General features: G+C 56.9%; 17 protein-coding genes. 11 read left to right on the top strand and 6 right to left on the bottom strand.

The genetic code is table 11. The features are described from left to right. Positions 1 to 3 precede the first annotated feature (3 nt). Positions 4 to 1140 (top strand): alanine racemase, encoded by a 1137-nt coding sequence (locus tag ACL2XO_RS17960; RefSeq protein ID WP_413741192.1) that lies wholly within the window; start codon positions 4 to 6, stop codon positions 1138 to 1140. On the opposite strand, the gene tehA is transcribed toward ACL2XO_RS17960, so the two are convergent. After that, positions 1133 to 2128: a dicarboxylate transporter/tellurite-resistance protein TehA gene (tehA, locus tag ACL2XO_RS17965; RefSeq protein WP_413741193.1), complete on the bottom strand. Its 996-nt coding sequence runs from the start codon at positions 2126 to 2128 to the stop codon at positions 1133 to 1135. The genes ACL2XO_RS17960 and tehA overlap by 8 nt on opposite strands. Positions 2129 to 2546: 418 nt before the next feature. Between tehA and ACL2XO_RS17970 the strand changes: the two genes are divergently transcribed. The 5 genes from ACL2XO_RS17970 (at position 2547) to ACL2XO_RS17990 (ending at position 9665) form a co-directional block, all read left to right on the top strand. Beyond that, positions 2547 to 3077: a pyridoxamine 5'-phosphate oxidase family protein gene (locus ACL2XO_RS17970; RefSeq protein ID WP_413741194.1), complete on the top strand. Its 531-nt coding sequence runs from the start codon at positions 2547 to 2549 to the stop codon at positions 3075 to 3077. A gap of 93 nt (positions 3078 to 3170) precedes the next feature. Then, positions 3171 to 4724, top strand: a complete 1554-nt coding sequence (locus ACL2XO_RS17975) for an amino acid adenylation domain-containing protein (protein WP_413741195.1) — start codon at positions 3171 to 3173, stop codon at positions 4722 to 4724. 65 nt (positions 4725 to 4789) lie between these two features. Continuing rightward, on the top strand, positions 4790 to 7822 hold the full coding sequence (locus ACL2XO_RS17980; protein ID WP_413741196.1) for an amino acid adenylation domain-containing protein: 3033 nt from the start codon (positions 4790 to 4792) through the stop codon (positions 7820 to 7822). A gap of 137 nt (positions 7823 to 7959) precedes the next feature. Then, positions 7960 to 8724 carry a class I SAM-dependent methyltransferase gene (locus ACL2XO_RS17985; RefSeq protein WP_413741197.1) on the top strand — a complete coding sequence of 255 codons (765 nt, stop codon included), beginning with the start codon at positions 7960 to 7962 and terminating at the stop codon, positions 8722 to 8724. Between the two features lie 176 nt (positions 8725 to 8900). After that, on the top strand, positions 8901 to 9665 hold the full coding sequence (locus tag ACL2XO_RS17990; protein ID WP_413741198.1) for an SDR family NAD(P)-dependent oxidoreductase: 765 nt from the start codon (positions 8901 to 8903) through the stop codon (positions 9663 to 9665). Between the two features lie 275 nt (positions 9666 to 9940). Here ACL2XO_RS17990 and bcsC read toward each other — a convergent pair whose 3' ends face one another. The 5 genes from bcsC to bcsR all read right to left on the bottom strand — a co-directional run bounded on the left by bcsC (position 9941) and on the right by bcsR (position 19350). Beyond that, positions 9941 to 13411, bottom strand: a complete 3471-nt coding sequence (gene bcsC, locus ACL2XO_RS17995; protein WP_413743084.1) for a cellulose synthase complex outer membrane protein BcsC — start codon at positions 13409 to 13411, stop codon at positions 9941 to 9943. A gap of 71 nt (positions 13412 to 13482) precedes the next feature. Further along, complete coding sequence (bcsB, locus tag ACL2XO_RS18000) at positions 13483 to 15756, bottom strand: cellulose biosynthesis cyclic di-GMP-binding regulatory protein BcsB (RefSeq protein WP_413741199.1); 2274 nt, start codon at positions 15754 to 15756, stop codon at positions 13483 to 13485. A 16-nt stretch (positions 15757 to 15772) separates the two neighbouring features. Then, positions 15773 to 18382 (bottom strand): UDP-forming cellulose synthase catalytic subunit, encoded by a 2610-nt coding sequence (gene bcsA / locus ACL2XO_RS18005; protein ID WP_413741200.1) that lies wholly within the window; start codon positions 18380 to 18382, stop codon positions 15773 to 15775. Next, the gene (gene bcsQ / locus ACL2XO_RS18010) at positions 18379 to 19116 is read right to left on the bottom strand and encodes a cellulose biosynthesis protein BcsQ (protein WP_413724956.1); all 738 of its coding nucleotides are present in this window, start codon (positions 19114 to 19116) and stop codon (positions 18379 to 18381) included. Before bcsQ ends, bcsA begins: the two co-directional genes overlap by 4 nt. A gap of 3 nt (positions 19117 to 19119) precedes the next feature. Then, on the bottom strand, positions 19120 to 19350 hold the full coding sequence (gene bcsR, locus ACL2XO_RS18015) for a cellulose biosynthesis protein BcsR (RefSeq protein ID WP_132927649.1): 231 nt from the start codon (positions 19348 to 19350) through the stop codon (positions 19120 to 19122). A 178-nt stretch (positions 19351 to 19528) separates the two neighbouring features. On the opposite strand from bcsR, the gene bcsE reads away from it, so the two are divergent. The 5 genes from bcsE (at position 19529) to ACL2XO_RS18040 (ending at position 23770) form a co-directional block, all read left to right on the top strand. Beyond that, on the top strand, positions 19529 to 21106 hold the full coding sequence (gene bcsE, locus ACL2XO_RS18020; RefSeq protein ID WP_413741201.1) for a cellulose biosynthesis protein BcsE: 1578 nt from the start codon (positions 19529 to 19531) through the stop codon (positions 21104 to 21106). Then, a complete protein-coding gene (gene bcsF, locus ACL2XO_RS18025; RefSeq protein ID WP_132927647.1) occupies positions 21103 to 21297 on the top strand; it encodes a cellulose biosynthesis protein BcsF in 195 nt (64 codons plus the stop codon). Before bcsE ends, bcsF begins: the two co-directional genes overlap by 4 nt. Next, entirely contained in the window at positions 21294 to 22934 is a 1641-nt protein-coding gene (gene bcsG / locus ACL2XO_RS18030) for a cellulose biosynthesis protein BcsG (protein WP_413741202.1), read from the top strand. Before bcsF ends, bcsG begins: the two co-directional genes overlap by 4 nt. Before the next feature lie 143 nt (positions 22935 to 23077). Next, positions 23078 to 23446: a YidH family protein gene (locus ACL2XO_RS18035; protein ID WP_132927645.1), complete on the top strand. Its 369-nt coding sequence runs from the start codon at positions 23078 to 23080 to the stop codon at positions 23444 to 23446. Further along, a complete protein-coding gene (locus ACL2XO_RS18040) occupies positions 23447 to 23770 on the top strand; it encodes a DUF202 domain-containing protein (protein ID WP_132927644.1) in 324 nt (107 codons plus the stop codon). The last annotated feature ends 570 nt before the right edge of the window (positions 23771 to 24340 follow it).

Consider the following 24340-nt stretch of genomic DNA (forward strand, 5'->3'; position numbering starts at 1 on the left):
ATAATGGATCAGGGATTTAGCCGGCCGTTTCGCCACGACCGACTGACACCATATATCGAAATTGATGCGCAGCGTCTGGAGCGTAATCTGCAGCGGATGCAGCAAAAAGCCGATAAGGCCGGCGTCGGACTGCGCCCTCATGTCAAAACCCATAAAAGCGTCGCGATTGCCCGCCGTCAGATGGCGCTGGGGGCGGTGGGCATCACGGTATCGAAACCCAGCGAAGGCGTGGCGTTTATCCGCGGCGGCATAGTCGACCTTTTGCTGGCGTATCCGGTGGTGGAAGCGGAAAGCCTGCGGGAGCTGCTGCTGGAAGCGCAGCTGCATCAGGCCCGCGTTTCCTGTATCGCCGCCGACCTAATGGCCATCGATGCCATTGCCGGCGCGGCCCGCCGGCAGCGGTGCGAACGGCTGCCGGTCTACATCAAAGTGGATGTCGGCCTCGGACGGGTGGGCATCCCGGCCACGGATAGCCCGCTCGCCATTGCGCTGGCGCGGCATATCGAGCGGCAAGGACTGCGGTTCGCCGGGCTGGTGGCCCATGCCGGCCATGCCTATGGGGCGCACACCGGCGAGCAAATAGCCGCCATTGCCGCACAGGAGGCGCAGCAGCTGAAAACGTTAGGCGCTCTTTTGCGGCAGGCGGGCTTTACCCGCTGCGCGCTCTCGGTGGGTGCCACGCCCACCGCCCTCGGCGCCCCGCTGGCGGAGGGCATTGATGAGCAGCGTCCGGGAAACTATGCCCTGCTTGATCTCACCGCCCTGCGTCTTGGCCTGTGCCAGGCCGGTGATTTGGCGATGACGGTGGTAACGCGGGTGGTGGCGGTAAACGATCGGTATGCAATAATCGATGCGGGGTCGAAAGCGCTCAGCTCCGACCGGGGTCCACACGGCACCGGCGCCAGCGGCTGGGGCGTGGCCGTCAATGCCGATAATCATCAGCACTATCAGGTGGAAAAATTATCTGAAGAGCACGGATTTATTCCTCATCACGGAACGCCGCCGCCGCTGGGCAGTTTGATGCGGATTTTCCCGAACCATTCCTGCGCGGTGATGGCGATGTTTAATCATTATGTGCTGCGCAATGCGCAGTATGATGGCGAGATATTGCCCATTGACGCTCGCGGCGCATTTATCTAACGGTCACGTCCGGGCCGCCGCCGCTGAGCTCCGCCCGCATAATCAGCTTCCCCTGTAATAGCAGGATAACCGTACGCGCCAGCAGCAGGCCGATAATGGCATTGCTAAACAGGAACAGCGGCAAGGCGATGGCGTTGAACAGGCCGTCATTGCCGCCATGGCCGAGGCGCAGCGCGGTGTTTGCCAGTGCGGAGACGCCAAAGGAGAAACTCCAGAAAGAAACGTTGAACGGCTGCGCCGCATACCAGGGAATCAATCGCAGCATAAACAGCAGTTGCAGAAGGCCGTAGCCGAACAGCATTTTGGCGAAGACATCGGTCTGGCCGCCGTCAACGCTCAAATAGGCGCTGCAGGCCACCAGCGCCGGCGCCAGCTGGATGCCCAGCGAGGGCCGCACTGCCGGCGGCAGCTCGCCGGCAGTGCGCATCCGCTGCAGTATGACCGGTTCAAGGCTTAACCATGAGAACACCCCGGCGCCTAAAAACAGAAATCCCAGATCGTGATAACCCAATGCGCCGCACGCCATGGCGCTGATAAAGTTATTGGCCACCGTCGGCAGATAGAGGCCGGGGGTGGTGGCGGTTTCCGGGTGGCTGCCGCGCCATAGCCCGGCGGTTTTCCAGGCGGCGTACAGCAATTGCAAAGATGCGCCGAAGAGGAACAGTCCCACCGCCAGCGGCCGCAGATAAGGCGCTGCCCCGATGGAGACCAGCATGGTCGTGGCCGGAAACAAACTGACGTAGCTGCTCATCAGGGGATGGTGAATCTCAGCCATGACCGTATGGGGATATTTCACCAGTCTGGTGATAAACGTCAGCGACAACGCCAGCCAAATCAACGTCGCCAACGCCACCAGTGCTTCGCCGATGGCCGCACTGACCGGCCAGATGGTCGCCGCATAGCGCCAGGCAAAGCCCATGCCGATGATGCCCAGCACCATGCCGAAATAGCCGGCGGGAAGGTTGATAATTTGGTTTTTTTTATGCATTTTGTTTAAGTTTTAAAATGTATTTTAAATGCATATTATCCGTTTTCCAGCGCCGCTGCCATAGCCGAAAGATGACCTGCATCATGGTTCCGCGCGTTTTTTCGCCCTTGGATTACTTCGCATAACGGCCTCGCCGCTGTATAGCGGCCTTGACGTTGCCGCCAACCCGCCGCGCCCAATTGATCATATTTAGCATAACGTCGGTAATCTGCTTTTTTATGATGGAAATCACATGAAGGGAGAATGGTAAGCCTATACTCATTTAACCATGAGATTGCTTGTTTATAAGCAGCACTCATTCTATTCATTACAAAAAACATTATTAAAATCTAATAATTTTATCGATTTGTTATTGTTCACTTTTGGAAAATATTCCCACCGGTTATGTCCCACTCTACAACAAATTAATGAGATTAATATGACATCTTTAGAAAGAAGTTTATATTTATTAGAAACTGCCCATTTTTTTTCCTTGGCCAGTCGTTCTGATTATGGCGCGCCATGGTCGTCAACGCTGAATTTTGTTACTGCTTTTTCTCCGTTACGTATTATCTGGTCTTCAATGCAAACAGCCCGGCACTCACAGGATATCCGGCTAAATCCTCATGTCAGCGGCAGTCTGTTTCGCGCTGATCTACAAAATATATCCCAGGTCGGCTTGGACGGTGCGCAATTCACCGGCGCGGCGCGCGAAATTCCGTTCGAAGAAAGCGAGGAGACGTATAACTATTTCTCTGTAAAGAATTTCCCCCAAGAAGCTGAACGGCAGCAATGGATGTTGCCATTGAATGAATTCCGAGGTAAAGGTACACATCGGTTTTATGATTTACACATTGAAAAATGGTGGTTATTGGATATTGAAGGCTGGTTAGCAACAAAAGAGGATAAAAAATTAGATGTAGACGTTAGCTTAATAAACTCTGCACAAAGTAACATCTTAACTCATTAAATTCCGAAAAAATCGTTATCATTTATATTTTCCATAGGATGATTGAGGGTTATTTATTATCAGAAAAATCATGAAAATTGGAGATCATCTTATATGAATAATTCATTAACCGCCTCTAACCCGACAACAAAGGATTTCAGCTCCGCAGCGTTAATCACCCTTTTTCTGGATTATGCTGACCGCTATCCTGAATATCCCGCCATTATTACTGGCGAAGAGAGAATAAGCTATGATGAGCTGGCAAAACGGGCGAAGCAATTGGCCCATTATCTTCTACAACTTGGTGTGAAAGATGAAACACCTGTAGGTATTTTGTTTAATGCCGGTATTGAACAGATTATCTGTCAGGTCGCCGTTTTGCTGGCAGGGGGAACCTGCGTGCCTCTTAATGTATCTGCCCCTGACGAAAGGCTGAATTTCATGTTAGCGGAAGTGGAGGTTCGCTTCACTTTTGCCGATGCATTCACGGCGACGCGAGCGCTGCATACGCAGTTTATCTCTCTTGACGCTGGCCAGCCCCTGGCGCCGGTAAATGTAGAATTGCCCGGTGTGAAGATGAAACCAGACCATCGTACTCATATTTTTTTCACCTCGGGATCCACAGGAAGGCCCAAAGCCGTGGAAGTCGAGGCGCGCGGTATAATGCGATTGGTTGTCAATACCTGTTATCTCGATCTCAGCATTGATGATCGTTTTGGTAATATATCCAGTCCCGACTTTGATGCCAGTTTATTGGAAATTTGGGGGGCACTGCTAAATGGAGCAGCGATAGTCATCATCCCCCGGCATATATTGCTTGATCCTGACATGCTGGCCGATCTGATGTTCTGTAATAATGTCAGCATCTTGATGATTACACCTTCTTTATTCAACTTTATTGTCAGCCAGTGCCCCACCGCTTTTCGCACTCTGAATTATTTGATGATTGGCGGGGAAATGTTTAACCTCAAGGCCTATGGTTTACTGCCCGCCATTGAACGTCCGAAGCATATCTATCATGTCTATGGCACGACGGAAGATACGACCTTTACCCTTTATCACCCTATTGTCGCCGACGACATAAACACTGGGAACGTCCCTATTGGTCAACCCATTGATAATACTTATATATTTATTCTGGACGATCGGCTTCAGCCGACCTCAGAGGGCGTCATTGGCGAAATTTGCATAGGTGGGGACGGCTTGTCCCGCGGTTATTATAATCAGCCGGATTTAACAGCGGAGAAATTTATATATGTAAAGCTTAACGGCGATAGCAATGCTAGACGGCTGTATAAAACCGGCGATTTAGGATGGAAGAAAGCCAATGGCGATTTCATGTTTACAGGCCGAAAAAATAACATAATCAAATTACAGGGATACCGAATCGAGGCTGAAGAAATCGAAGTTCAGCTTATGGATAGCGGAATGTTGCAAGCCGCCATTGTCTGCGGAATACACCAAGATGGGGAAGAAGGTTATTTAATGGCATTTATTGTCCCCAAGGCTGCAGAAAATTTCTCCGTTAGCCAATTGATGAATGAATTGAAACAACGCCTTCCCGACTATATGTTGCCCCGGTTACAGATTGTTGACAGGATTCCTTTAACGTCTAGCGGCAAGGCCGATCGGCTATATCTTATCGAACAATCCAGAATCGCTAGATAACTGATTTTGTGAAATATTTTAATAGTCTCGCGTCAAAATCATCTATCTATCAGGGATAAATCAAAATGAATCAGCATAACCTGAATGTCGATAACGAATTTTTCCCCTCAAAAGAACACATCGAGCCGGGATTGACGGCCCTTTTTCTGCAGCAGGCTGAACGCTATCCGGATCATGCCGCCATTATCTCATCGGAGCGGACGCTAAGTTACGCTCAGGTGATGGAACGGGCTAAGTCAGGGGCGGCCTCTTTGCTGCGGGTTGGCATTACAAATGAAGAGCCGGTGGCAATATTACTGTTGCCTGGGTCAGAATATATTATTTGCGAGTTGGCGGTACTGTTAGCCGGCGGAACCTGTGTTCCCTTGAATCCGGCGTTACCAGACAATCGGCTTAATATGATGCTCCAGGAAGTCCACGCCAGACTGACCGTTACGGAAGCCGCATTTGAACAGCGGCCGTTGTCCACCCGGTTCATCAAGCTTGCCTCTCTTCCCGGAGCGCAGCCGGAGGACATTACCCTGCCGGAAACGGGAGTAAAACACCGCAGCCACGTTCTGTTTACTTCCGGTACCACCGGGCGGCCCAAGGGCGTAGAAATCGAGGCCGGCGGCATCATACGGCTGGTGGTGAACACCTGTTTTATGCAGATCGGCCGCGACGACCGCGTTGCCTGCATTGCTAACCCGACCTTTGACGCATCCTTGATCGAAGTGTGGGGCGCGTTACTGAACGGCGCCTCGCTGGTGCTGATTGCCAAAGAAACGCTGCTTGACCCGATGCTGCTCGAAGCCGTCCTTGAAAACCAGGCAATCAGTTTTATGCTGATGACAACCTCACTATTCAATTTCATGGCGCCGCGTTGCCCGCATGCCTTTCGTTCATTGAATTATCTACTGGTGGGAGGGGAAACCTTTAATCCCCATGTACTGAAAATGATCCCTGCCGATGAATGGCCAAATCATATAGTGAATGCCTATGGGCCCACGGAAGGCACGACAATCACGCTTTACCACACTATCGCGGCTGCCGATTTATCCACGGATGAAATACCCATCGGAAAACCGATTAACAATACTGAAGTTTATATACTGGATAATGACAAACACCCTGTGGCAGAGGATGCGACCGGGGAAATTTATATCGGCGGCGACGGTCTGGCCAGGGGGTATGTCAATCAACCGGAATTAACCGGGCAAAAATTCGTATTGGCGCAGCTTGGCGAAAACGACCTGCCCACGCGGCTCTATGCAAGCGGCGATTTGGGCCGGCGCCGGCGCGATGGCGCCATTATGTATGCAGGCAGACGCGACAATCAAATTAAGCTGCAAGGGTACCGTATAGAAGTTGAGGACATTGAAACGCAGCTGTTGAAAAGCGGCTTACTGCTGGCGGCGGTGGCTTGCGTAGTGAAAAAACCGGGGGCGGAGAGCTATCTGGCAGCCTTTGTGGTTCCCGTCAGCCCGGTGAATTTCAATCACGCTTTCCTGTCGCATTGGCTGAAGCAGCGATTGCCCGCCTACATGCTACCGCGGCTGCATGTCGTTGGGTCAATTCCGTTAAATGAAAACGGTAAGGCCGATCGCGCCGCGCTGGCGGATTCTCAAGAAACGGCGCCCGCATCTGCAGAACCGGCGGGAGAGGTAGAATCCGCGCTGCTGAACATCTGGCAACGGGTGCTTGATGTCCGGCACGCCACGCTTGAGGATGAATTTTTTCTCTTGGGCGGCACGTCATTGCAGGCGGCCCGGCTGGTGCTGGAGATTAAACGGCGCTTCGCAGTGCGGCTGTCCATCCAAGCCCTTTATGATGCCCAGACGCCGCGCAATCTTATAGGCCTGCTTACACAGCCTGCTGATAAAACAAATGATATCTGCACTATTTTGCTGCTGGACAGTCGTTTGCCGCAAGACATCGCCCCTTTACCCTCACCTCCCCGAGAATGGCTCGATTCTGACGCCGGCCGGGTATTTCTTACCGGCGCAACAGGTTATACGGGCGCTTTCGTCCTGCGTGATTTGCTGTTGCGTCCTGAGGTTCGCCAGGTTTTTTGCCTGGTACGCGCCGGGGACAATGAAAAGGCCATGCTGCGTATTCAGCAAAATTTGACGCAATACGGCCTGTGGAATCAGGCATTCAGCCAGCGTATCACGGCACTCGCGGGGGATATAGGACGACCGCGGCTGGGATTGGATAGGGAACAATATCGCCGGTTGGCTGCGGAGTGCGACATCATTTTTCATACAGCCTCGCATATAAGTTTTATCGAGTCTTATCAATCCCACCGGCAAGCCAACGTAACCGGCGTTATCAATATATTGCGCCTGGCGGTAGCGACCACAGCCAAGCCGCTGCATTACATCTCCACCATCGCGGTAACCGGTCCGGCCGGACTGTTATTCCCGGTGGACCGCCTGTTTGAAGAAGACGATATCTCACCCTACCTGGCCGGGATGGAATATACCCTGGGTTACATCCAGAGCAAATGGGTGGCTGAGCGCCTTTTATGTCAGGCAAGAGAACGGGGTGTTCCATTAGCCATATATCGCCCGGGTTTTATGATGGCCGATAGCAAGACCGGCGCGGGCAATCCTGATGATTTTATGGGCCGTCTTATCAAAGGCTGCATTAATACCGGCGCATATCCTTTGTTGCCCGGAGACCGCAAAGAATTTGTCACGGTAGATTACGTGTGTGCCGTATTGCTTGCCATTGCCTCTGATAATCGAAGGCTGGGGCACATTTATCATCTCATTCCTCCGGATGAGGACCAATCAATCAGTTTTAATGCTTTTTTTGAACTGTTCGAACAATGCGGTTATTCGCTGTCCCCATTGCCTTATAAACAATGGATCCAGCGTTTATATGACGATCCTGACTTATATTCGAATCCTCTTATGCCTTTGCTGCCGATGTTGTCCGAAGAGGTCTATGACAATTTGACGGTGTGGGAAACCTTCAAAAATTTACCCCGTTATGATACCGGTCAAACCCAGGCGGCGCTGGCGGGAAATGATGCGCCGAAATTTACTCAAACGGACAGAGTGCTTTTGGCCCGCTATTTATCGTATATGAAAAAAATCGGATTCCTGGAATGAAATCAATATCGATATGATGGCGCGCCACGCCAGCAGAACAATATGGAAAATGTTTCATCTCTTCCCTTGTCATAAATGGAGGCTTTATGAACGATAAAAATTCCCGGCGCAGAACGTCACTGTCTGAAACGACGCCCGTGCCGGAAACCTTCGACCAAACAACCTTCGATCGCTATGCCGAGCTTTACGAGGAAGCAGCACATTGGCCTTACCGTAAAGATTTGGAGCTTCCGGCGTTGGAAGCCTGTCTGGGGGATATCACCCGGCTGAAAATACTTGATTTTGGCTGTGGTCCGGGATTTTACAGTCGCCTGCTGAAGACCAAAGGCGCTGCCGACGTGACGGGCTATGATATTTCTGAAGGAATGTTGAATTATGCCCGGCGGCGTGAGGAAAAGGAACAAAGTGGCATAACCTATACCTCTTCACTGGAGGCGTCGCACAAGGCTGAATTCGATATTGTGCTGGCTATTTATGTCTTTCCCTATGCTCCCGACGCGCCGACGCTTTTTTCCATGTGCCAGGCCATGTTCGACGTGCTTAAACCAGGCGGGCGTCTTATAACCCAACCGATTCATCCTCAATTTCATCCCGATGCCGAATATTACCGGCCTTATGGATTCAGACTGATTGAACAACAGCCCAGACGCGACGGAAGCAAAGTACAACTCCATATATGCCATCCTCCCTATGATGAACGTATTGATGCTTATTATTGGTCCCAAGATACGCTGAATGAAACCTTGACCCGGTCCGGTTTCAAGGACATTGCATGGCGCCCGCTCCACATACCCTCACGGATAACGCGGAAACAGGAAATAAACTTTTTATTGCCTTACGCGCGTCAGCCCCACGCGGCACTGATCGAGTGCAAAAAAGGGGATTCACCACCAATCGATTGAAGAATGGACCAACAGGAAACCCGGCCGCTGTCGCATCAACCTTACCCCTGAAATCCTTCTATTGACAATTTAGATGTTAGTAATAATATAATTTAGATTATATTAGTAATCTAAATTGTCATCATCTTTAAGCCGGCGCCGTCGCGCCGGCACATCTTCAGCCATAAAGGAAACCCATGGAACTGTTAAAGAATAAAGTCGTGCTGGTCACAGGCGGCACCTCGGGTATCGGCCGGGCGAGCGCTATCCTGTTCGCCCGCGAAGGAGCAAAGGTAGCCCTCACCGGCCGGCAGGAACAGGCCGGACGCGACGTGGTGGCGGAAATAGAACACGCCGGCGGCAGCGCGCTGTTTATCCAGGCCGATCTGAACCAAACCGCTGCCATCCCGGAGATAATCGCCCGGGTGGTGGACGAATACGGCAGGCTGGACTGCGCGTTCAATAACGCCGGCGTGTCCGGCGGCGGCCCCATCGAAACCCTGAATGAAGCCGTGTGGGATAACGTGGTGGACACCAACCTCAAGGCCGCCTTTTTCTGCCTGCAGGCAGAAGTGGCGCAAATGAAACGCCAAGGCCACGGCGGCGCCATTCTTTTTAACGGATCGGTACTGGCGAAGATAGCCCAGCCGGGGACCACCATATACAGCGCCAGCAAAGGCGGCATTGTCTCTCTGGCACAGGCGGCGGCGGTAGAGTTCGGACCGGTGGGTATCCGCGTGAATTCCATCAACCCGTCCATCACCCGCACCCCCATGACCCTCTCACGCATCAGCACCGATGAACAGGGCCATGAATCCCACCCGTTCGGCGCGGGCATCCCCCTGGGCCGACTGGCGGAACCGGAAGAAATGGCCGAAGCGGCGCTGTTTCTGCTGTCCGACCGGTCCTCATACGTCACCGGCCAGGCACTGGTGGTGGACGGCGGCCAAAGCGTAGTGTAACGGCTGGCGCCCCATGGCACGCTAGATACCGTTCGGTCTTTATGGCGGAGGGAAGATAAGTCATGGGGGATGAGTCTAGCTACAGGCTTCAATGCCCAAGGCCCGCCCCCATCTCACCCATGACTTCCCGATGATCAATCGGGGATTGTTACCCGAACAGGGTAGGCAATCAAGATATAAGGCCCGCCATCACCCATGGAGCAACGACCCTGCTAAAGGGAGATCGTGTTACGGGAGACCGTCACTGCCGGCTTGCAGCGGCGAACGCCGCCGCTTTAACGAAAATCCGCATAAGGCGTCAGCGGCTGCGCAGGGGAATCCAAATCCCCCTCCCAACCCGCCAAACCATACCGCAAATAGATAAAACCATGGCTTGGGGTATAATCCTTGGCCTGCTGAATATCAATGCCCGCCCCCAGCGTCCAATGGGCATCCAAACGCCGCTCCACCATCGCCAGCAAGGTATAACCGATGCCGGAGCTGGAGCTCCCCTGCTCGATATCAGCCTTATCGACATTGCCATCGGGAATAAGATCCTGCAAAGGATAACGCAGCCCATCGCGGGTTTTCGCCTGCGAGTAGCCCACCGTCCCCCCCAACTGCCATGACCAGTTGTCGCTGCGCTGGCGATAATTCACCGGCACCGACAGCGAAACGTAGCGCTGGGGACTGTAATACCCCCCCTGGCCGAGGGCATAATCGCTAAGATCCTTTTGATAACGCCACCACATACCGTTCAGGCCCACCGTCATCCTGCGGTTATCGTCGTTGATAAACTTATGGTAATACCCCGCCATCAGCCGCACGCGCTCATTGTCGGCGACGTTTTGCCCGGTGAGCTGCTGTAGTCCGGCGTTGCTCCACAGCCCGTTGGCTTCCCCCCGATCGTAGCTGGCGGACAGGGTCACCCCGGTGGCGCGCACGCCGCCCCAGGTCGTGCCGGTGGCGGGATCGCGGGCGCCGCCGAACGCCAGCAGGGAACTGGACAGGGCCCGGCGCGACGCGGTGGCGGTCCAGCCGATATGCTGCCAGACGTCGCTGTAGCTCAATCCGCCCACCCAATCCACCACGTCGAAGCCCAGCGGCGTGGTGCCCAGATCCCCCTGCCAGCGGTCGTTTTGCCAGCCGGCGGCCAGACTGGTGCCGGAGGTACTTTGCCGGGTGTCCCCATGGCAGCCGACGCCGGCACAGGTGCCGAACAGGTTATCATAAGTCCCTTGGCGGGTGGCGAAACGTCCCGCATCCATCTGAATGGTATCGGTACGGAAAAAGGCCCGTCCGTCCCATGACGGCAGATCCACCTGCAGCATGGTGTCATGGGAGGTTAAATCAGAAACGCCGCCGGTGCCGCTGGATGAGGAGTAATCATGGGCCAGGGTAACGTTAACCTCCTCATGCCGGGCGAGATCCGCCGCGTCGCTGCGGATGCCGCTTTTAAGCCAATCGTCATCCCGGCGAGTGCGGGTCAGGCGGGTATACTCATCATGATCCGCGGGCAATCGGTCAGTGATTCCGCTGTCCACCATGGCTTGCCGATAGTCCTCAAAGGCGGCCCGGGGCTGGTTGGATTGCGCTTCCAGCCGCGCGCTGTCGCGAAATACCAGGGCATCGGCCTGCGACGGGCCCTGCCCCAGCGCCGCGGGCTTCAGGCGATTCAACAGCGCCAGCCCTTTACGGGGCTCGCCCAGCTCGGTCCAAAGCGCGGCGATTCTGCGCTGCGTATTGAGGCTGTCGTTCTGGCCGGACGCCGGGGACGCCGTGGCAGCCAGCAGCCGTTGCCGCGCCTCATCTTTTCGCCCCAGCCCCGCCAATGCCTCGATTTCCCCAAGCCGGGCGGAGCGATTGCCGGGTTCATCGGCGCTGACCCGCCGGTAATCCGCCAGCGCGCCGGCGTAGTCTTTGCGCGCCGAGGCCCAGTCCGCCAGCATCAGCCGGCTGCCGTTGTCCACCGGCGGCGCTGACAGCATGGCGATGGCCGCCGCTTCGTCGCCCCGGTCCCGCAGGCGGGAGGCATTATCCTGCCTGGCCGCCAGCCGCAGCCGCGCCGCCAGTTCCCCCATACCTTGACTCCATTTCGCCGGCGCAAGCTGTTGCAGACGGGCCAGCGTCCGATCCGGCCGGCCGGTGGAGGAAAGATACAGGGCGTAGGCATACACCTGCTGCGGATCGTCCGGCCGGCGTGCGGCCAGCGCCGCGAAAACGGCGTCCGCCCGGGGTATCTGTCCGGCGTTCTGCAATGCTTTTCCCAACCGGTAGGTTAGCCACACCCGGTCAGGGTCCAGCCGCTGGGCCCGGCGGTAGTCATCCGCCGCCTGTGCCCACTGCCGCCGGGCCCCATGTTCATCCCCCCGCGCGCTCCACAGTTCAATCTGTAAATCAACGATATTGTCATGCATGGCGGCACGGGGGGCCGGCGGCAAACCGGTGAGAAAGTCTAAAGCCTTTTGCGGCGATCGGCGCTGATAGATCCCGTCCAGCCCGCGTATCGCGCTGCCGTTGTCGGGTTCGATGCGCAGCGCCCGCAGGTAATATCCCTCGGCGGCGGCATCATCGGATCGGGCGGCGGCCGTTTCCCCCAATCCGACCCAGGCCTGGCTGCGGGTGCCGTCGATTTGCAGGGCCTGCCGGTATTGCTGTTGCGCCAGGGGCAGGTTATGGGCTTTCAGCGCGCTGTCGGCCATGTCCAACAGCAGCCAGTAGCGGTTGCTGGCGATCAGGGTGCGCCATTTATCGCCGTGAAAACCGTTCTGATCGTCCTTTTGCGCCTGCTCGAACAGCGCAATGGCCTGCCGGCGCTGTCCGGCGCGGGCGTAGGCCAGTCCCAGCGCCCCCAGGACCTGGGCATCGTCCGGGGCAAGCTGAAGGGCTTGTCGCAGGGGGGCAATCGCCCGGGTGCTTGCCCCGCCCTCCACTGCCGCCAGGCCTCTTAGCCGCGCCTGATAACGAGGGTCTTCCGCCAGGCTTTGCTGGCGGGCCAGCTCTTTTCGCGCCTCCGCCACCTGCTGTCCGTCGCCAAAAACCGCGATAAATTGCCGCAGCGCGTCGATACTCCCTTCACCCACCGGCATGGCCTTGATATTGTCCATCCAGATATCAAGCGCGTCGCCGCGGCCGAGAGGGGAATCGGCCAATTGCCGCAGCAAGGCGTAGCCTTCGGCGTCGCGGCGCTGCGCAAACAGCAATCTAGCCAGCAGTATGCGAAGATCCGCATTGCCGGGAAACTCCCGGTCCAACTGCAGCAGCCGGTCAATAGCCAGGGACTGTTGTCCGGGCAGGCGGGCCGTCAGCCGCCAGTACTCCACCGCCAGATCCACCGTCGGCGGCTGTCCCTGGAACAGGGCGTCATACCGCTCCTTGGACTCGGATAAGCGTCCCGCCGTCGCCAATAAGCGGGCCTGCTGCAACTGCTGCTGCGCCGCCGTCGTGGTGAGGCTGATGTTCAGTCGCGCCTGCCGGGTAAGGGCCGAATCCGGCGCCAGGCGCTGCAATCTATCCAGTTGCCGGCCGGCCAGGACCAGGTCGCCCTGGCGCAGGGCCAGACGCAGCCTGGCGGCTATCACCTCGGGATTATCCGGATCCATCAGTTCCAGGCGATAAAGGGACTGGCGAACCAGGAGATCGTTATGGGCGGCTTCCCCGACCCGGACCTGTTTTAGCAGCCATTGCCGCGGCGACACGTCCGCCGACGCCGGCGGCGGATAAAGAGGCAGCAGAACCGCGGCCAGCATCACGCCGCGGATCAGCATCACGCCGCGGATCAGCATCACGCTGCGGATCAGCATCGCGCCGCGGATCAGGGGCATATTATGCATCTGCCTTATTCCCGGTCATCGGGGGAGAGGCGGCGGCGGGTCAGGGTAAGCAGTCCCCGCCACAGCAGCAATGCCACCAGCACCACCGACAGCATGGCGATGATGGCCATCAGTACCGGATGCGTCGCCAGGGCATTCCAGATACGTTCCCACCATGGCAGATGCCCGACGTAGTAGATGTCCCCCACCCGCAGGCTGTTGACGCCGGAATCGCGGATAATCGCCACCGACCCGAACATGGCTGCGCGCTTGCCGCTGTCCGCCAGCGCCTGGTTAAGCAAGTCAAAACCCTGCCGGCTGTCGGCCAGCAGCGCCACGATGCTGCGTTGGGCGTGCGACGGCGACTGGACGCCGATAATGGCGGCCAGCGGCCCCTGGGCGCTGACGGTGGTTTGACTGTCCGGCGCCGCATCGCTCACCGGCAGCGCCATATCCGGCAGCGGCACCTGACGGTTGGGTTGCTCCACCCAGCTCTGGGTAGCGTCCACCAGCATGCTCATCTTGCGATCGTCCCGCAGCGACAGGGGAATGGTGCCCACCATCAGGATATCGCTGTCGAGATTCTTCGCCTGCGACCAGTCATCGCTCAGGCGCAGCCCCAGGGCCGGATAACCGGTCAGCGCGCCGATTTCCCCCAGCGCGTTTAAAAGCGTGGTGACCTGTACCGGCTCCGGCTGCCGGTTCACCAGCACCAGGGTTTCGGACAAATCCGCCATACGGCTGAAGGGAAAACCGGCGCTGGCGAAGGCGCGCAGATCCGGCATCGGCATAAAGTGGCGATAGCCGGAGAAATCCAGCGTCGAGCTGTCGTCAATCACCACATGATTGACGGCGGTGGTATAGGTGTCGCAACGCCCTACGGCGCCGCTGGACAAAAGCGTGGTGTAATCAAAATCAAATTTGAACTGATTGTTGGCCCCCAGCTTCAGGGCGGGGATGGTCAGCGCTTTCGACGAATCAAACAGCCCCTGCAGCATTTGCAGATGCAGGATTGCGCTGTCCTGATGCCGATCGGGCACCAGCGTATAGGCCTGCACGAACTGATTATTCAGGCTGATATTCAGCCGTGAATCGTTTTCCCGCTGCGGCGCGGTATAGCGATATTTCAGCCGCATATCGATACCGGAGCTGTGGATCAGGAACAGATCCGGCGGCAGATTGATGGTCAGGGGTATCGGCGCGGGCTGGATGCCGCTGGCCGCCAGCTGTTCCGGGTACTGCTTCAATTCCCCCAGCGTCATGGGCCGATCGGTACGCACCCAGTTCGGGGCGTCGTAAGGCTGGCGGGGCGCTATCTGGCTGACCTGGTCCACCGTCACGCGCGGTCCGCGGAACAGGATATTTCCCTGGGTTATGCCTTGCACCGCCCTGACCAGATCCTTGTCATCCCGCCCCATGATAAGCAGCAGCTTGACGTAGGGGTCGGCGGGATGGGCTATCATCTCCACCGTCGGACCGTCCACCGCCGCATGGCCATGGAGAAAATCCGGGCGCCGGGCATTGGTGGCGAAGATGATGCCGTGGCTGTCGGGCAACTGATTGAACAATACGGGAAAGGTCTGGCCGCGCCACTGCGCGCGGCCGCCGAACCAGGAGGCCAGTATCGCGGCGGCGCGCTGCTGTTCGGCATCCGGCGAGGCGGCGAAAACCATCGGCAGCACCAGCGGCCGGCTGTCGCGCGCATCAAAAAAAGGCTCCGGAAAATGCGACAGCTCGTTTTGCAGCGGCAACCGCTGGTAGTGCAGGTTCAGCGAACTGGTTTTGCCGATATCCAGCCACAGCGTGCTGTTGGCCGGATTTTCGCAAATATCCTGGTAGTGGCCGATAAACTCCAGGCGCAGCCGGTTGAAATCGCTGATATACAGCGGATCGATATCCATCAGGACACGATTGGATTTGCCCAGTTGATCCTTGGTTATGGTGACGATGCCCGCCAGTTGGTCGTTAAGATAGACTTTGAGATGGGACTCGATGGGTATCAGCGACGGCGACGGGGTAAACTCCAGGTCGAGCTGGGCCTTGGAGACCACTTCATCGCTGCGCACGCCGAATTCGATTTGTCCTTCGGGATTGATGCCGCGCAGTACAAAGGCGCCCGGCGGCGGCGCCACGTTGGCGAACCGCAGCTGTACATCCCGCGCCGGCGCCTGAGGCGGGGCAACCGGACGTACCGGGGCTGCCGCTTCCGGCGACGGCGTCAGATTGTCCATGCCGTGGGCGCCATAGGCGGTGCCCAGGGCGAAAACCAACAGAGTCAAACAGGTCAGGTTTTTCATCATATTATTATCATCGGCGTCAGGACGCCGTCTCGTCGTTAAGAGGGGCGGCGGGCGCGGCCGCCACGCCACGGGGCATCAGGGAGATAAACCAGGTCACCGCCGCCGCCAGGCCCAAAAACAGCCGACGGAAAAAGGGCGGAGCATACTCCGCCATCTGTTGATAGCCGCTAAAACCCAGGGCAATAACGTCGCGCAGGCTGTTGATAGGCTTGTCTTCGGGAAAACCGTCCTGCCATAACGCCCAGGTATCGGCGCGGGCAAAGGTACATTGGATAAATTCAACGTGCTGCCGGGTCGTCAGCGGGCACAGCCGCATGCCGAGCCGATCGCGGTAAACGCGGGTGATGTCGCAAGGGAACGTATATTCCTGCCGGCCCCGCCGCAAGATCAAATTGACCCGGTCGCCGTCGGCGATGGCCTCCCCATAGCTCAGCTGGACGCCGACGCCGGAATCGGAATAGTCATGCAGGGTGCAGGTGTAGATATGGCCGTCCCCCACCATCAGCGCCGCCGGCATGCTGATTTCCACCCGGTGGGCCTGGCGCAGCTGCCTGGCCTCGAAGGCGACGGCAATGGCGCCGCCGAGGATCATCATATTGTATAGCGTCCAGCCCAGGCTGATGAAAACCGTCATGACTTCATTAAGATCGCCGTATCCCAGCCGCCAGATCCCGGTGAGAAAGCCGCACAGATTCAAAAACATCAGTATCCGGTACGGCCGGGTGAGCACCCAATCGACATAGGGTTTTTCAATCAGGCCGCCTTTGGCGGTGACGTTGAATTTCCCGCTGCGGGGATTGAGCAACGCCATGGTGGAGGGCATGGCGATGTGCCAGGCCAGCACCGTTTCGTAGATTTCGCTCCAGAACGAATAGCGGTACTTGCCCTGCACCCGGGAGGTGGTCAGGCTGGCATGCACCATATGCGGCAGGACATACAGCATGATGGCAATGGCCGGCGCGAAGATGATGTAGGCATGCAGCAATAAAAAGGCCAGCGGCGCGGTAAGAAAGATAAGCCTGGGCACCCCAGACAGAAAATGCAGCATGGCGTTGGCGTAACAGAGGCGCTGCGCCAGCTTCAGTCCCTTGCCCAGCAGCGGATTATCCAGCCGGAATATCTGTACCATGCCCCGCGCCCAGCGAATGCGCTGGCGGATGTGCGCAGACAGGCTTTCGGTGGCCAGGCCCGCCGCCTGGGGAATACGGATATAGGCGGAGGAGTAGCCGTGGCGGTGCAGGCGCAGCGACGTATGCGCATCTTCGGTCACGGTTTCCACCGCCAGCCCGCCTATCTCTTCCAACGCGGCGCGCCGCATTACCGCGCACGAGCCGCAAAAGAACGTGGCGTCCCAGAGATCGTTGCCGTCCTGCACCAGGCCATAGAACAGCGAACCTTCATTAGGGGCGCGGCGAAAGCGGCCCAGGTTGCGCTCAAAGGGATCGGGGGAGAAAAAATGATGGGGAGTCTGCAGCATACCCAGCCGCCGGTCTTTGAAAAACCAGCCGAGGCTTATTTGCAAAAAAGAGCGGGTGGGAACGTGGTCGCAGTCGAAAATCGCGACAAACTCCCCCTCCGATCGCGCCAGGGCGTAATTGACATTGCCCGCCTTGGCATATTTATGGGGCGGCGGCGCGATATAGCGGATGCCTATTTCTTCGGCGAACGCCTTGAATTCCGGCCGGTTACCGTCATCCAGCAAATAGATGGCCAGTTTTTTCTGCGGCCAGTCGATACCCAGGGCGGCGTAGAGCGTCGGTTTCACCACCGCCAGGTCCTCGTTGAACGTGGGAATAAAGATATCCACCGTCGGCCAGGACGCCACATCCGGCGGCATGGGCACCGGCTTGCGGTGCAGCGGCCAGATGGTTTGGAAATATCCCAGCACCAGCACCACGCAGGAATAGGTTTCCGCCAGCAGCAGCAGCAGGCCGCAGGTCAGGCTTACCGGATCGTCCCAGTTCAGGGTCGAGGTATAGCGCCACCACATATAGCGGCAGGAAATGGTCAGGGACAATATGATAAGCATCAGCGCCGGCAGCCGTCCGGGAATCCGTCTGACCACCATGGCGATACACCACAGCAGCGAGACGAAGACAAACTGGGCCCACAGGCTAAAGGGCTGCGAGATGCAAAACAGCGTGGTCACCACCGCCACCAGTATGAGGGAGTAAAGCATCGCCCGGCGCATGCCGCGATTGAGCAGGCTCAGCCGCTGCATGGCGTCCTGCCCCACCCCCGCCCTGCCCAGGCGCTGGGGCAGCAGTTGCAGCCACAGATAATAGGATTGCCGCCAGCGAAGGATAAACCCCGGCGCCGTCAGCCACTTTTCCCGGCGCCGGCCGGATATCACCAGCAGCAGCCAGACGCCCTGCAGCAGATAGCGCAAGCCGTCCAGCAGCCGGGGACGAACCGGGGAAATATGCGGAAACCATTGCCGGCGGCGATACCGCACCCGGCGCCAGGAGGCTGACTCCAGGCGCAGGAACATCCAGCACAGGGCAATCATGCCGCTCATCAGGACCGATGCCGCCCGCGATGCCCCATGCCGGCGATAAGCCCGGTAGCGCTGCTGCAGGCCCCATGTCGCCGACGGCATCAGAAATAACCGTAGCAGGGTATTCATGCAGCGGATTCCGGGCAATGGATCAGACACCAGTTGGCCAGCGTCACGATCTCTTCGGCCGCGTTGCTGTCCGGCCGGTATTCCCCCAGGGGCTGTTTCGCCGCCAAGGCTTCGGCCACCGACTCGTCGCGATGAATGATTACCGGCAACAGGCCGTCCAGCGCCTGCAGCCATAGCTGGTTGATATCATGCTGCAGTCCGCTGGTGGGCAGATAACCATTGACCAGCAGCCGGCAGCCGGCGGGCAGCGCCTGCTGGTGCAAACGGGCATGGCAATTGGCATCCGGATTGATGACCATCAGCACATGGTCCGCCACCGGCAGGCATTGCTGCGCCAAGGGAGTGTCGGCGCCGGGCATATCCAGCAGGATCCAGCGATAGCGCTTGCCGTCGCGCAGCCGGCAAAGACGATCCCCCCAGCTCTCCCGCCCGGGCGCCGGCGGCTCAAACAGCGCAAGCCGTTCTGCCGGCGTTGTGCGCCCGAACGGTAAAAACGCCAGTCTTTCCAGGTACTCCATCGCACCCTGATGCCAGCCTTCGCCGTCAATTTCCGCCCGCGCCCATCCCCTGGCTTGCCTAAAGGGCATATTGAAATGGAGCCTCAGCAAATTATCCGGCGACAAATCCACCGCCAGGACGGATTCACCGGCCTGACATAGCGCCCAGGCCAGCGCCGCGGTGATTGACGTTGTCCCGGCGCCGCCGCGGATACCGGACAAGGCGATAATCGGCATGGGTTACTCTTTCTGAAGGGAGCCGGCGGTTGACGAAGACTGGGCATCCAGGCCGTCGGAATGGGCAAATTCGGCCAACAGCGGCCAGCGCGACAAAATATGCGGAAATTGTTCTTGCAAATTGATATCGACGTAATGAAAACTCGGCAGGGCGAAAATATGACTTAGCACAAGGACATCATCTTGTTTTTCTGCATTCGGAGTCACACCAGGGATAAATAATTTATTTTCCATATCGCGCCTTAAAATATTTCAATAACTTTATAATTTAGTTTAATCGCTGCAGAATTGGCCCAGCACATTTCTTTGAACGAGAGCTCATTTAGTTATTGCTAATAGCGAGATGACAATTTAGCATACTCTTAAAAGCGTTATTATCTCAACAGACTTTTAACTAAAAGCAAAATAACACATGGCGCTCTCCTTTTCATTTGGTCTCTATCATAGTTTTGAAGAGTTATCGGTAATGCAGTCCCGCGGCTGTTACTGGGTCAATATAGAACGCCAAGCGGATGCGCGCCAGTTATGCCGGCAAATCATTAACGCCCAGGGAGCGGCAACCCGCGGGGCGCTGATCTGCTGCGGCGATGGGCCGGAACGGCTGCTGGAAGGGCTGCCGTCCACCGGCGCGGAGGGCGCCGGACCGCCGGCCTCGCTGCCCCTGTTTACCCTGCCGGAAAAAAAATCGGCCCTTCGCCGGCTGACCGCGGATTTATCCCGGGCGATTAATGTCAAGGAACGCCTGTTTATCTTTCTATCGACCGCAAGCGCATGGAAAGACTTTTCGCAAACGGAAATTGATGACTGGCTGGGAAATACCCAGCGGTGGTTAATAAAACACAATGCCGCTTTTTTAATTCTGACTTACGGCAGCGGCATATCGCAATTAAAGAATCAACTTATTTCCCAATTTCCCACCCTCTCCGGTTTATCCAGCGTGCACTCGCTGCAAGATTGTGTACGATATCAAGTATCTTGGTGGTTTAGCGGTAAAGGATTAATTGCCAATCAGGCAATGAACTGGGAAACGGACGATCGGGAGCGGTTCGTGCAGAGCGCTCTTTTGCCCGCTTTTTCCCCGTCGGTAAATGACGAACAGCTGTGCCTGGCGGAAAAAAGCGTGCTGGAAGGCGCGCCTCCCCTGTCGGTAAACTGGCGGCTGCTGGAAGATAACGCCCTGTTGATGCAGCAGGGCATGGCGAGACACTCCGCCACCCTGATTTTCGCCCTGACCGAAAGTGAACAGGTCGCCGAATTGGCGCGGCAGATCCACACCCTGCGCCGTCAGAGGGGTATTGCGCTGAAAATCGTGGTCAGGGAAATGAAAGCCAGCCTGCGTTATACCGATGAAAGACTGTTGCAAGCCTGCGGCGCCAATCTGGTGGTGCCCTATATCGCGCCGTTATCGAGCTTTCTGACCCTGCTGGAAAGCATACAGGGGCAGCGCTTTACCCGTCATGTGCCGGCGACCATCGATCGGCTGCTGGCCGCCATCAACCCTTCGCGCATAAAAGGCGCGATGAGTAACGACAGGTTCCGCCAGGTGGTGCCGGAGCTGATTGAGAATCCCCTCATGCCGGAAGACGACAAGGGCATTCTCATCGCCCTGCGGCCGGTGCCCGGCCTGCCGCCCCGGCAGGCGCTGTCCTTATGCCGCCTGCGGCGCGGGGGCGATGTGATGACCGCCACCTCGCGCCGGATTTATCTGTTTCTCTCCAATTGCCGCATCAACGATTTGGATACCGTGCTGGGCTATCTCTTCCGCCTGCCTATCGCCGAGGCCTTCAGCAACCGCCAGGTCTGGACCCAAGACGTGCACATCATCAGCCAAGTCAAACTGATGGGTAAAACCGACCGCCGGGCAGGCTCGCCGGAGCCCGCCGATACGCCCATCACGGCGACCGTCACCTTCGCCCGCCCCGCGACGGCGCGGCATAGTCCGCGCCCCTTGACGCTGTCCCTTGCCGCCCCCCAGGACATCCAGCCATGAACCTTGACGATATTTTGCAGTTGATTCTGCTTTGTGCTTTGGTGTTTTTCCCGCTGGGCTATCTGTTTCACCGCCGGTTTCCTTTTTGGCTGCCCGCCCTGCAATCCTTTATTCTCTCTCCGCGATATTTGAAGTCAGCAGGCATCTGGACGCGCAGCGATCTCCCGTCAGGTAAAAAGAAAAAATCATGAATCTGATAAAAAAACCGGGTTTCAAACACCATTGGCGCGGTCTTGGCGCCTGGAATTATTATTTCCTGATAAAATTTACGCTGCTGTGGCTGGGCTATCTTAATTTCCACGCGCTGGACAACCTGGTATTCGCCGCCTATTTGCTGTTTCCGTTAGCTTCGCCGCGCCTGCACCGCTGGCGAAATATCATCGGCCTTCCCATCGGCTTTGCCGTGTTTTACAACGACACCTGGCTGCCGGGCATCCATTCCATCCTGTCGGAGGGATCGCAGGTGACCGGCTTCAGCGCCCTGTATCTGCTGGAGCTGATTAACCGCTTTATCGACTGGCAATGGGTCGGAGCGGCTTTTGCCCTGCTGGTGGCGTATCTGTTTATATCGCAATGGCTGCGGATTACGGTATTTACCGTGGCGATTTTGATAGGCCTCAACCTGATGCACCTTACCGGTCCGCTCATCCAACTGGGCCCGATAACATCCGTAGCCGCCGGGCCCGCCGATGTACCGGCCCCCGCCGGCGACGGCAAGGCCGCAGCGGCGGTGTCCATGAGCGCACCGCCCAACAACCAGAATCTCACCGCTTATCTCAATGATTTTTATCAGCGTGAAAGCCAGCGCGCCACTGTGTTCCCCCAGGCGCTGCCCGCCGACGCCGCCCCTTTTTCGCTGCTGATCATCCAGATCTGCTCACTGTCCTGGTCCGATCTGGAGGCAATCCAGATGAAGAATTCGCCGTTCTGGGGCACGTTTGATCTGATGTTCGATAATTTCAACTCCGGAACCGCCTACAGCGGTCCGGCGGCCATACGTCTGCTGCGCGCCAGCTGCGGCCAGGAAAAGCACAAGGATCTCTATTCTCCCGCCAACCAGCAGTGCTATCTGTTCGATAATCTGGCGAAGCTGGGATTCAGGACAGAGTTGATGCTCGACCACAGCGGGAATTTCGATAATTTTTTGCAAGAACTGCGCGAAGACGGAAATATGCAGGCGCCGCTGATGTCACAGGCCGGGATCGGACACCAGCTAAACTCTTTTAACGGCGAGCCGGTCTATGAGGATCTGCCGCTGCTGGATCGCTGGCTGGCGCAGCAAACCCGGGACGGGGATGCGCGCTCCGCCACCTTCTTTAATCTCATCCCCCTGCATGACGGCAACCGTTATGTAGGCGCCCACAGCGCCGCCGATTATGCCTCCAGGGCCGGCACGCTGTTCAGCCAGCTGGACAGCTTTTTCCAGCAGCTGGAAAAATCCGGTCGCCGGGTGGTCGTGGTGGTGGTGCCGGAACATGGCGCCGCCCTGGTGGGCGATAAAATGCAAATGCCCGGTTTGCGGGACATTCCCAGCCCATCCATTACCCATGTGCCGATGGGCATAAAATTTATCGGCATCAAGGCGCCCCACCAGCAGCCCTCGCTGCGCATATCCGCCCCCAGCAGCTATCTGGCGCTGTCCGAGCTGGTTTCCCGCCTGGTGGACGGCAAAATATTCGACTCGCCGCAAATCGATTGGGCCACCCTGACGAAAGACCTGCCCCAAACCGCCGCCGTATCGGAAAACGATGCCAGCACGGTGATCAATTACCAGGGCAAGACCTTTATCCGCCTCGACGGCGGCGACTGGGTGCCGTATCCGCAATAACCGACCGAGCCACATGGCACGCCAGGCTCGCCATCACCGGCGCTTGAATCAAGCCTGTTAAAGGGAGAGCGGGCCCAAGCGGCCATTTACTTATGGCGGGAGTATGCCTACCCTAGATCACCAGCTTCACCGCGGGAAGAGATATGTTTTTCAAAAACAAAGGCTGGCAGCAGCAGGGCAAGAACCCCGATTACCGCTTTTCGCTGGCCAATGAGCGCACTTTTCTGGCCTGGATACGCACAGCCCTCGCCTTCCTGGCGGGTTCCATCGCACTGGACCAGTTGGCCTCGGGGTTCGCCTCGCCGCTAATCCGCAGCCTGCTGGCGATATTCCTGTCGATAGGAGGGGCGGTATTGTCCCTGGTGGCCCTGCGCCGCTGGGAAGAGAATGAAAAGGCAATGCGCAACGATGGGCCGCTGCCTTATACCCGCTTATTACCCGCCATCACACTGCTGGTTGTCTTGACCGCGATGTGTTTTATCGCGTTTATCATTATCGGCGGTTGGGAATAAATGGGACGGGACCCGGGCCTGCAGCCCGAACGCACCCGGCAGGCATGGGATCGAACCCTGTTTGTCATCATGCTTGACGCGGTATTCTTCCTGCGCGTCGGGCTGATAAACAGCAATATATTCACCTGCCTGGCGGGAGGCCTGTTATTCCTGCTTACCCTGGGCGTCGTACTGGCCCGCCATTTCTCCGCCGCCCATAAACCACACGCCTTGAACACCCTTTCACCCCACATCCTTCGGGCGGTATCGCTGACGGTGATTATCGCCTGCGCCTTGACCGCTATCAGCATTATCGTATCGGATATCAGGGTATTCATCCGCTAACCTTATGCCGCGGTTTTTGACGGTATTCACCGGTATTTTTCCTTTTGTACCGGTAAGAGCGGGTTAAAAACGCGTTTTTTAAAAAAAATTTTTCTTCGCTGAAATGAGGATTTTTCTCGGTTAAACCAGACTGGCGATGCCGGTATAACCGGCTTGGCTGCCATCACTTTTTCATGTCATACCGCACGCGCCGCTGCACCGGCCAAGAGCAGCGCCCGCTGGTTGCAGGCGGCGAGCGGCGAAGCGTCTACCGCCGGCCCCTCCGGCCGCCATTGAAACCGCTCATTTTCTCACCACCATGTCACGGTTGATTTTTTTGTTTGATTATTGTGCAAGTGAAGTCAATTCCCTCAATAACGCTTTAATACAGTGCAACCATATAAAAACCATATTGCCGTTTATATCTTTTACCAGCCACAACCATTTATAGGATAACTTTTTTCACCTCTTAACAGACGTAAGTTATATTTTTATAATTATCATATAGTTATTATTATTCATTTTTCAATAATCAGGCTTTTATCACTGCTTCATCGCCGGTAATCCAAAAAACCCTGTTTCTAATCGCCA

The sequence above is a fragment of the Sodalis sp. RH15 genome (assembly GCF_047324255.1).
In the GTDB taxonomy this organism is placed as follows: Bacteria; Pseudomonadota; Gammaproteobacteria; order Enterobacterales; family Enterobacteriaceae; genus Acerihabitans; species Acerihabitans ligni.

Excerpts from the sequence above, each read along its gene's own strand:
- ACL2XO_RS17960 (WP_413741192.1), top strand. The coding sequence starts at position 4 with ATGGATCAGGGATTTAGCCGGCCGTTTCGCCACGACCGACTGACACCA.
- tehA (WP_413741193.1), bottom strand. The coding sequence starts at position 2,128 with ATGCATAAAAAAAACCAAATTATCAACCTTCCCGCCGGCTATTTCGGC.
- ACL2XO_RS17970 (WP_413741194.1), top strand. The coding sequence starts at position 2,547 with ATGACATCTTTAGAAAGAAGTTTATATTTATTAGAAACTGCCCATTTT.
- ACL2XO_RS17975 (WP_413741195.1), top strand. The coding sequence starts at position 3,171 with ATGAATAATTCATTAACCGCCTCTAACCCGACAACAAAGGATTTCAGC.
- ACL2XO_RS17980 (WP_413741196.1), top strand. The coding sequence starts at position 4,790 with ATGAATCAGCATAACCTGAATGTCGATAACGAATTTTTCCCCTCAAAA.
- ACL2XO_RS17990 (WP_413741198.1), top strand. The coding sequence starts at position 8,901 with ATGGAACTGTTAAAGAATAAAGTCGTGCTGGTCACAGGCGGCACCTCG.
- bcsC (WP_413743084.1), bottom strand. The coding sequence starts at position 13,411 with ATGCTGATCCGCGGCGTGATGCTGGCCGCGGTTCTGCTGCCTCTTTAT.
- bcsB (WP_413741199.1), bottom strand. The coding sequence starts at position 15,756 with ATGATGAAAAACCTGACCTGTTTGACTCTGTTGGTTTTCGCCCTGGGC.
- bcsA (WP_413741200.1), bottom strand. The coding sequence starts at position 18,382 with ATGAATACCCTGCTACGGTTATTTCTGATGCCGTCGGCGACATGGGGC.
- bcsQ (WP_413724956.1), bottom strand. The coding sequence starts at position 19,116 with ATGCCGATTATCGCCTTGTCCGGTATCCGCGGCGGCGCCGGGACAACG.
- bcsR (WP_132927649.1), bottom strand. The coding sequence starts at position 19,350 with ATGGAAAATAAATTATTTATCCCTGGTGTGACTCCGAATGCAGAAAAA.
- bcsE (WP_413741201.1), top strand. The coding sequence starts at position 19,529 with ATGGCGCTCTCCTTTTCATTTGGTCTCTATCATAGTTTTGAAGAGTTA.
- bcsF (WP_132927647.1), top strand. The coding sequence starts at position 21,103 with ATGAACCTTGACGATATTTTGCAGTTGATTCTGCTTTGTGCTTTGGTG.
- bcsG (WP_413741202.1), top strand. The coding sequence starts at position 21,294 with ATGAATCTGATAAAAAAACCGGGTTTCAAACACCATTGGCGCGGTCTT.
- ACL2XO_RS18035 (WP_132927645.1), top strand. The coding sequence starts at position 23,078 with ATGTTTTTCAAAAACAAAGGCTGGCAGCAGCAGGGCAAGAACCCCGAT.
- ACL2XO_RS18040 (WP_132927644.1), top strand. The coding sequence starts at position 23,447 with ATGGGACGGGACCCGGGCCTGCAGCCCGAACGCACCCGGCAGGCATGG.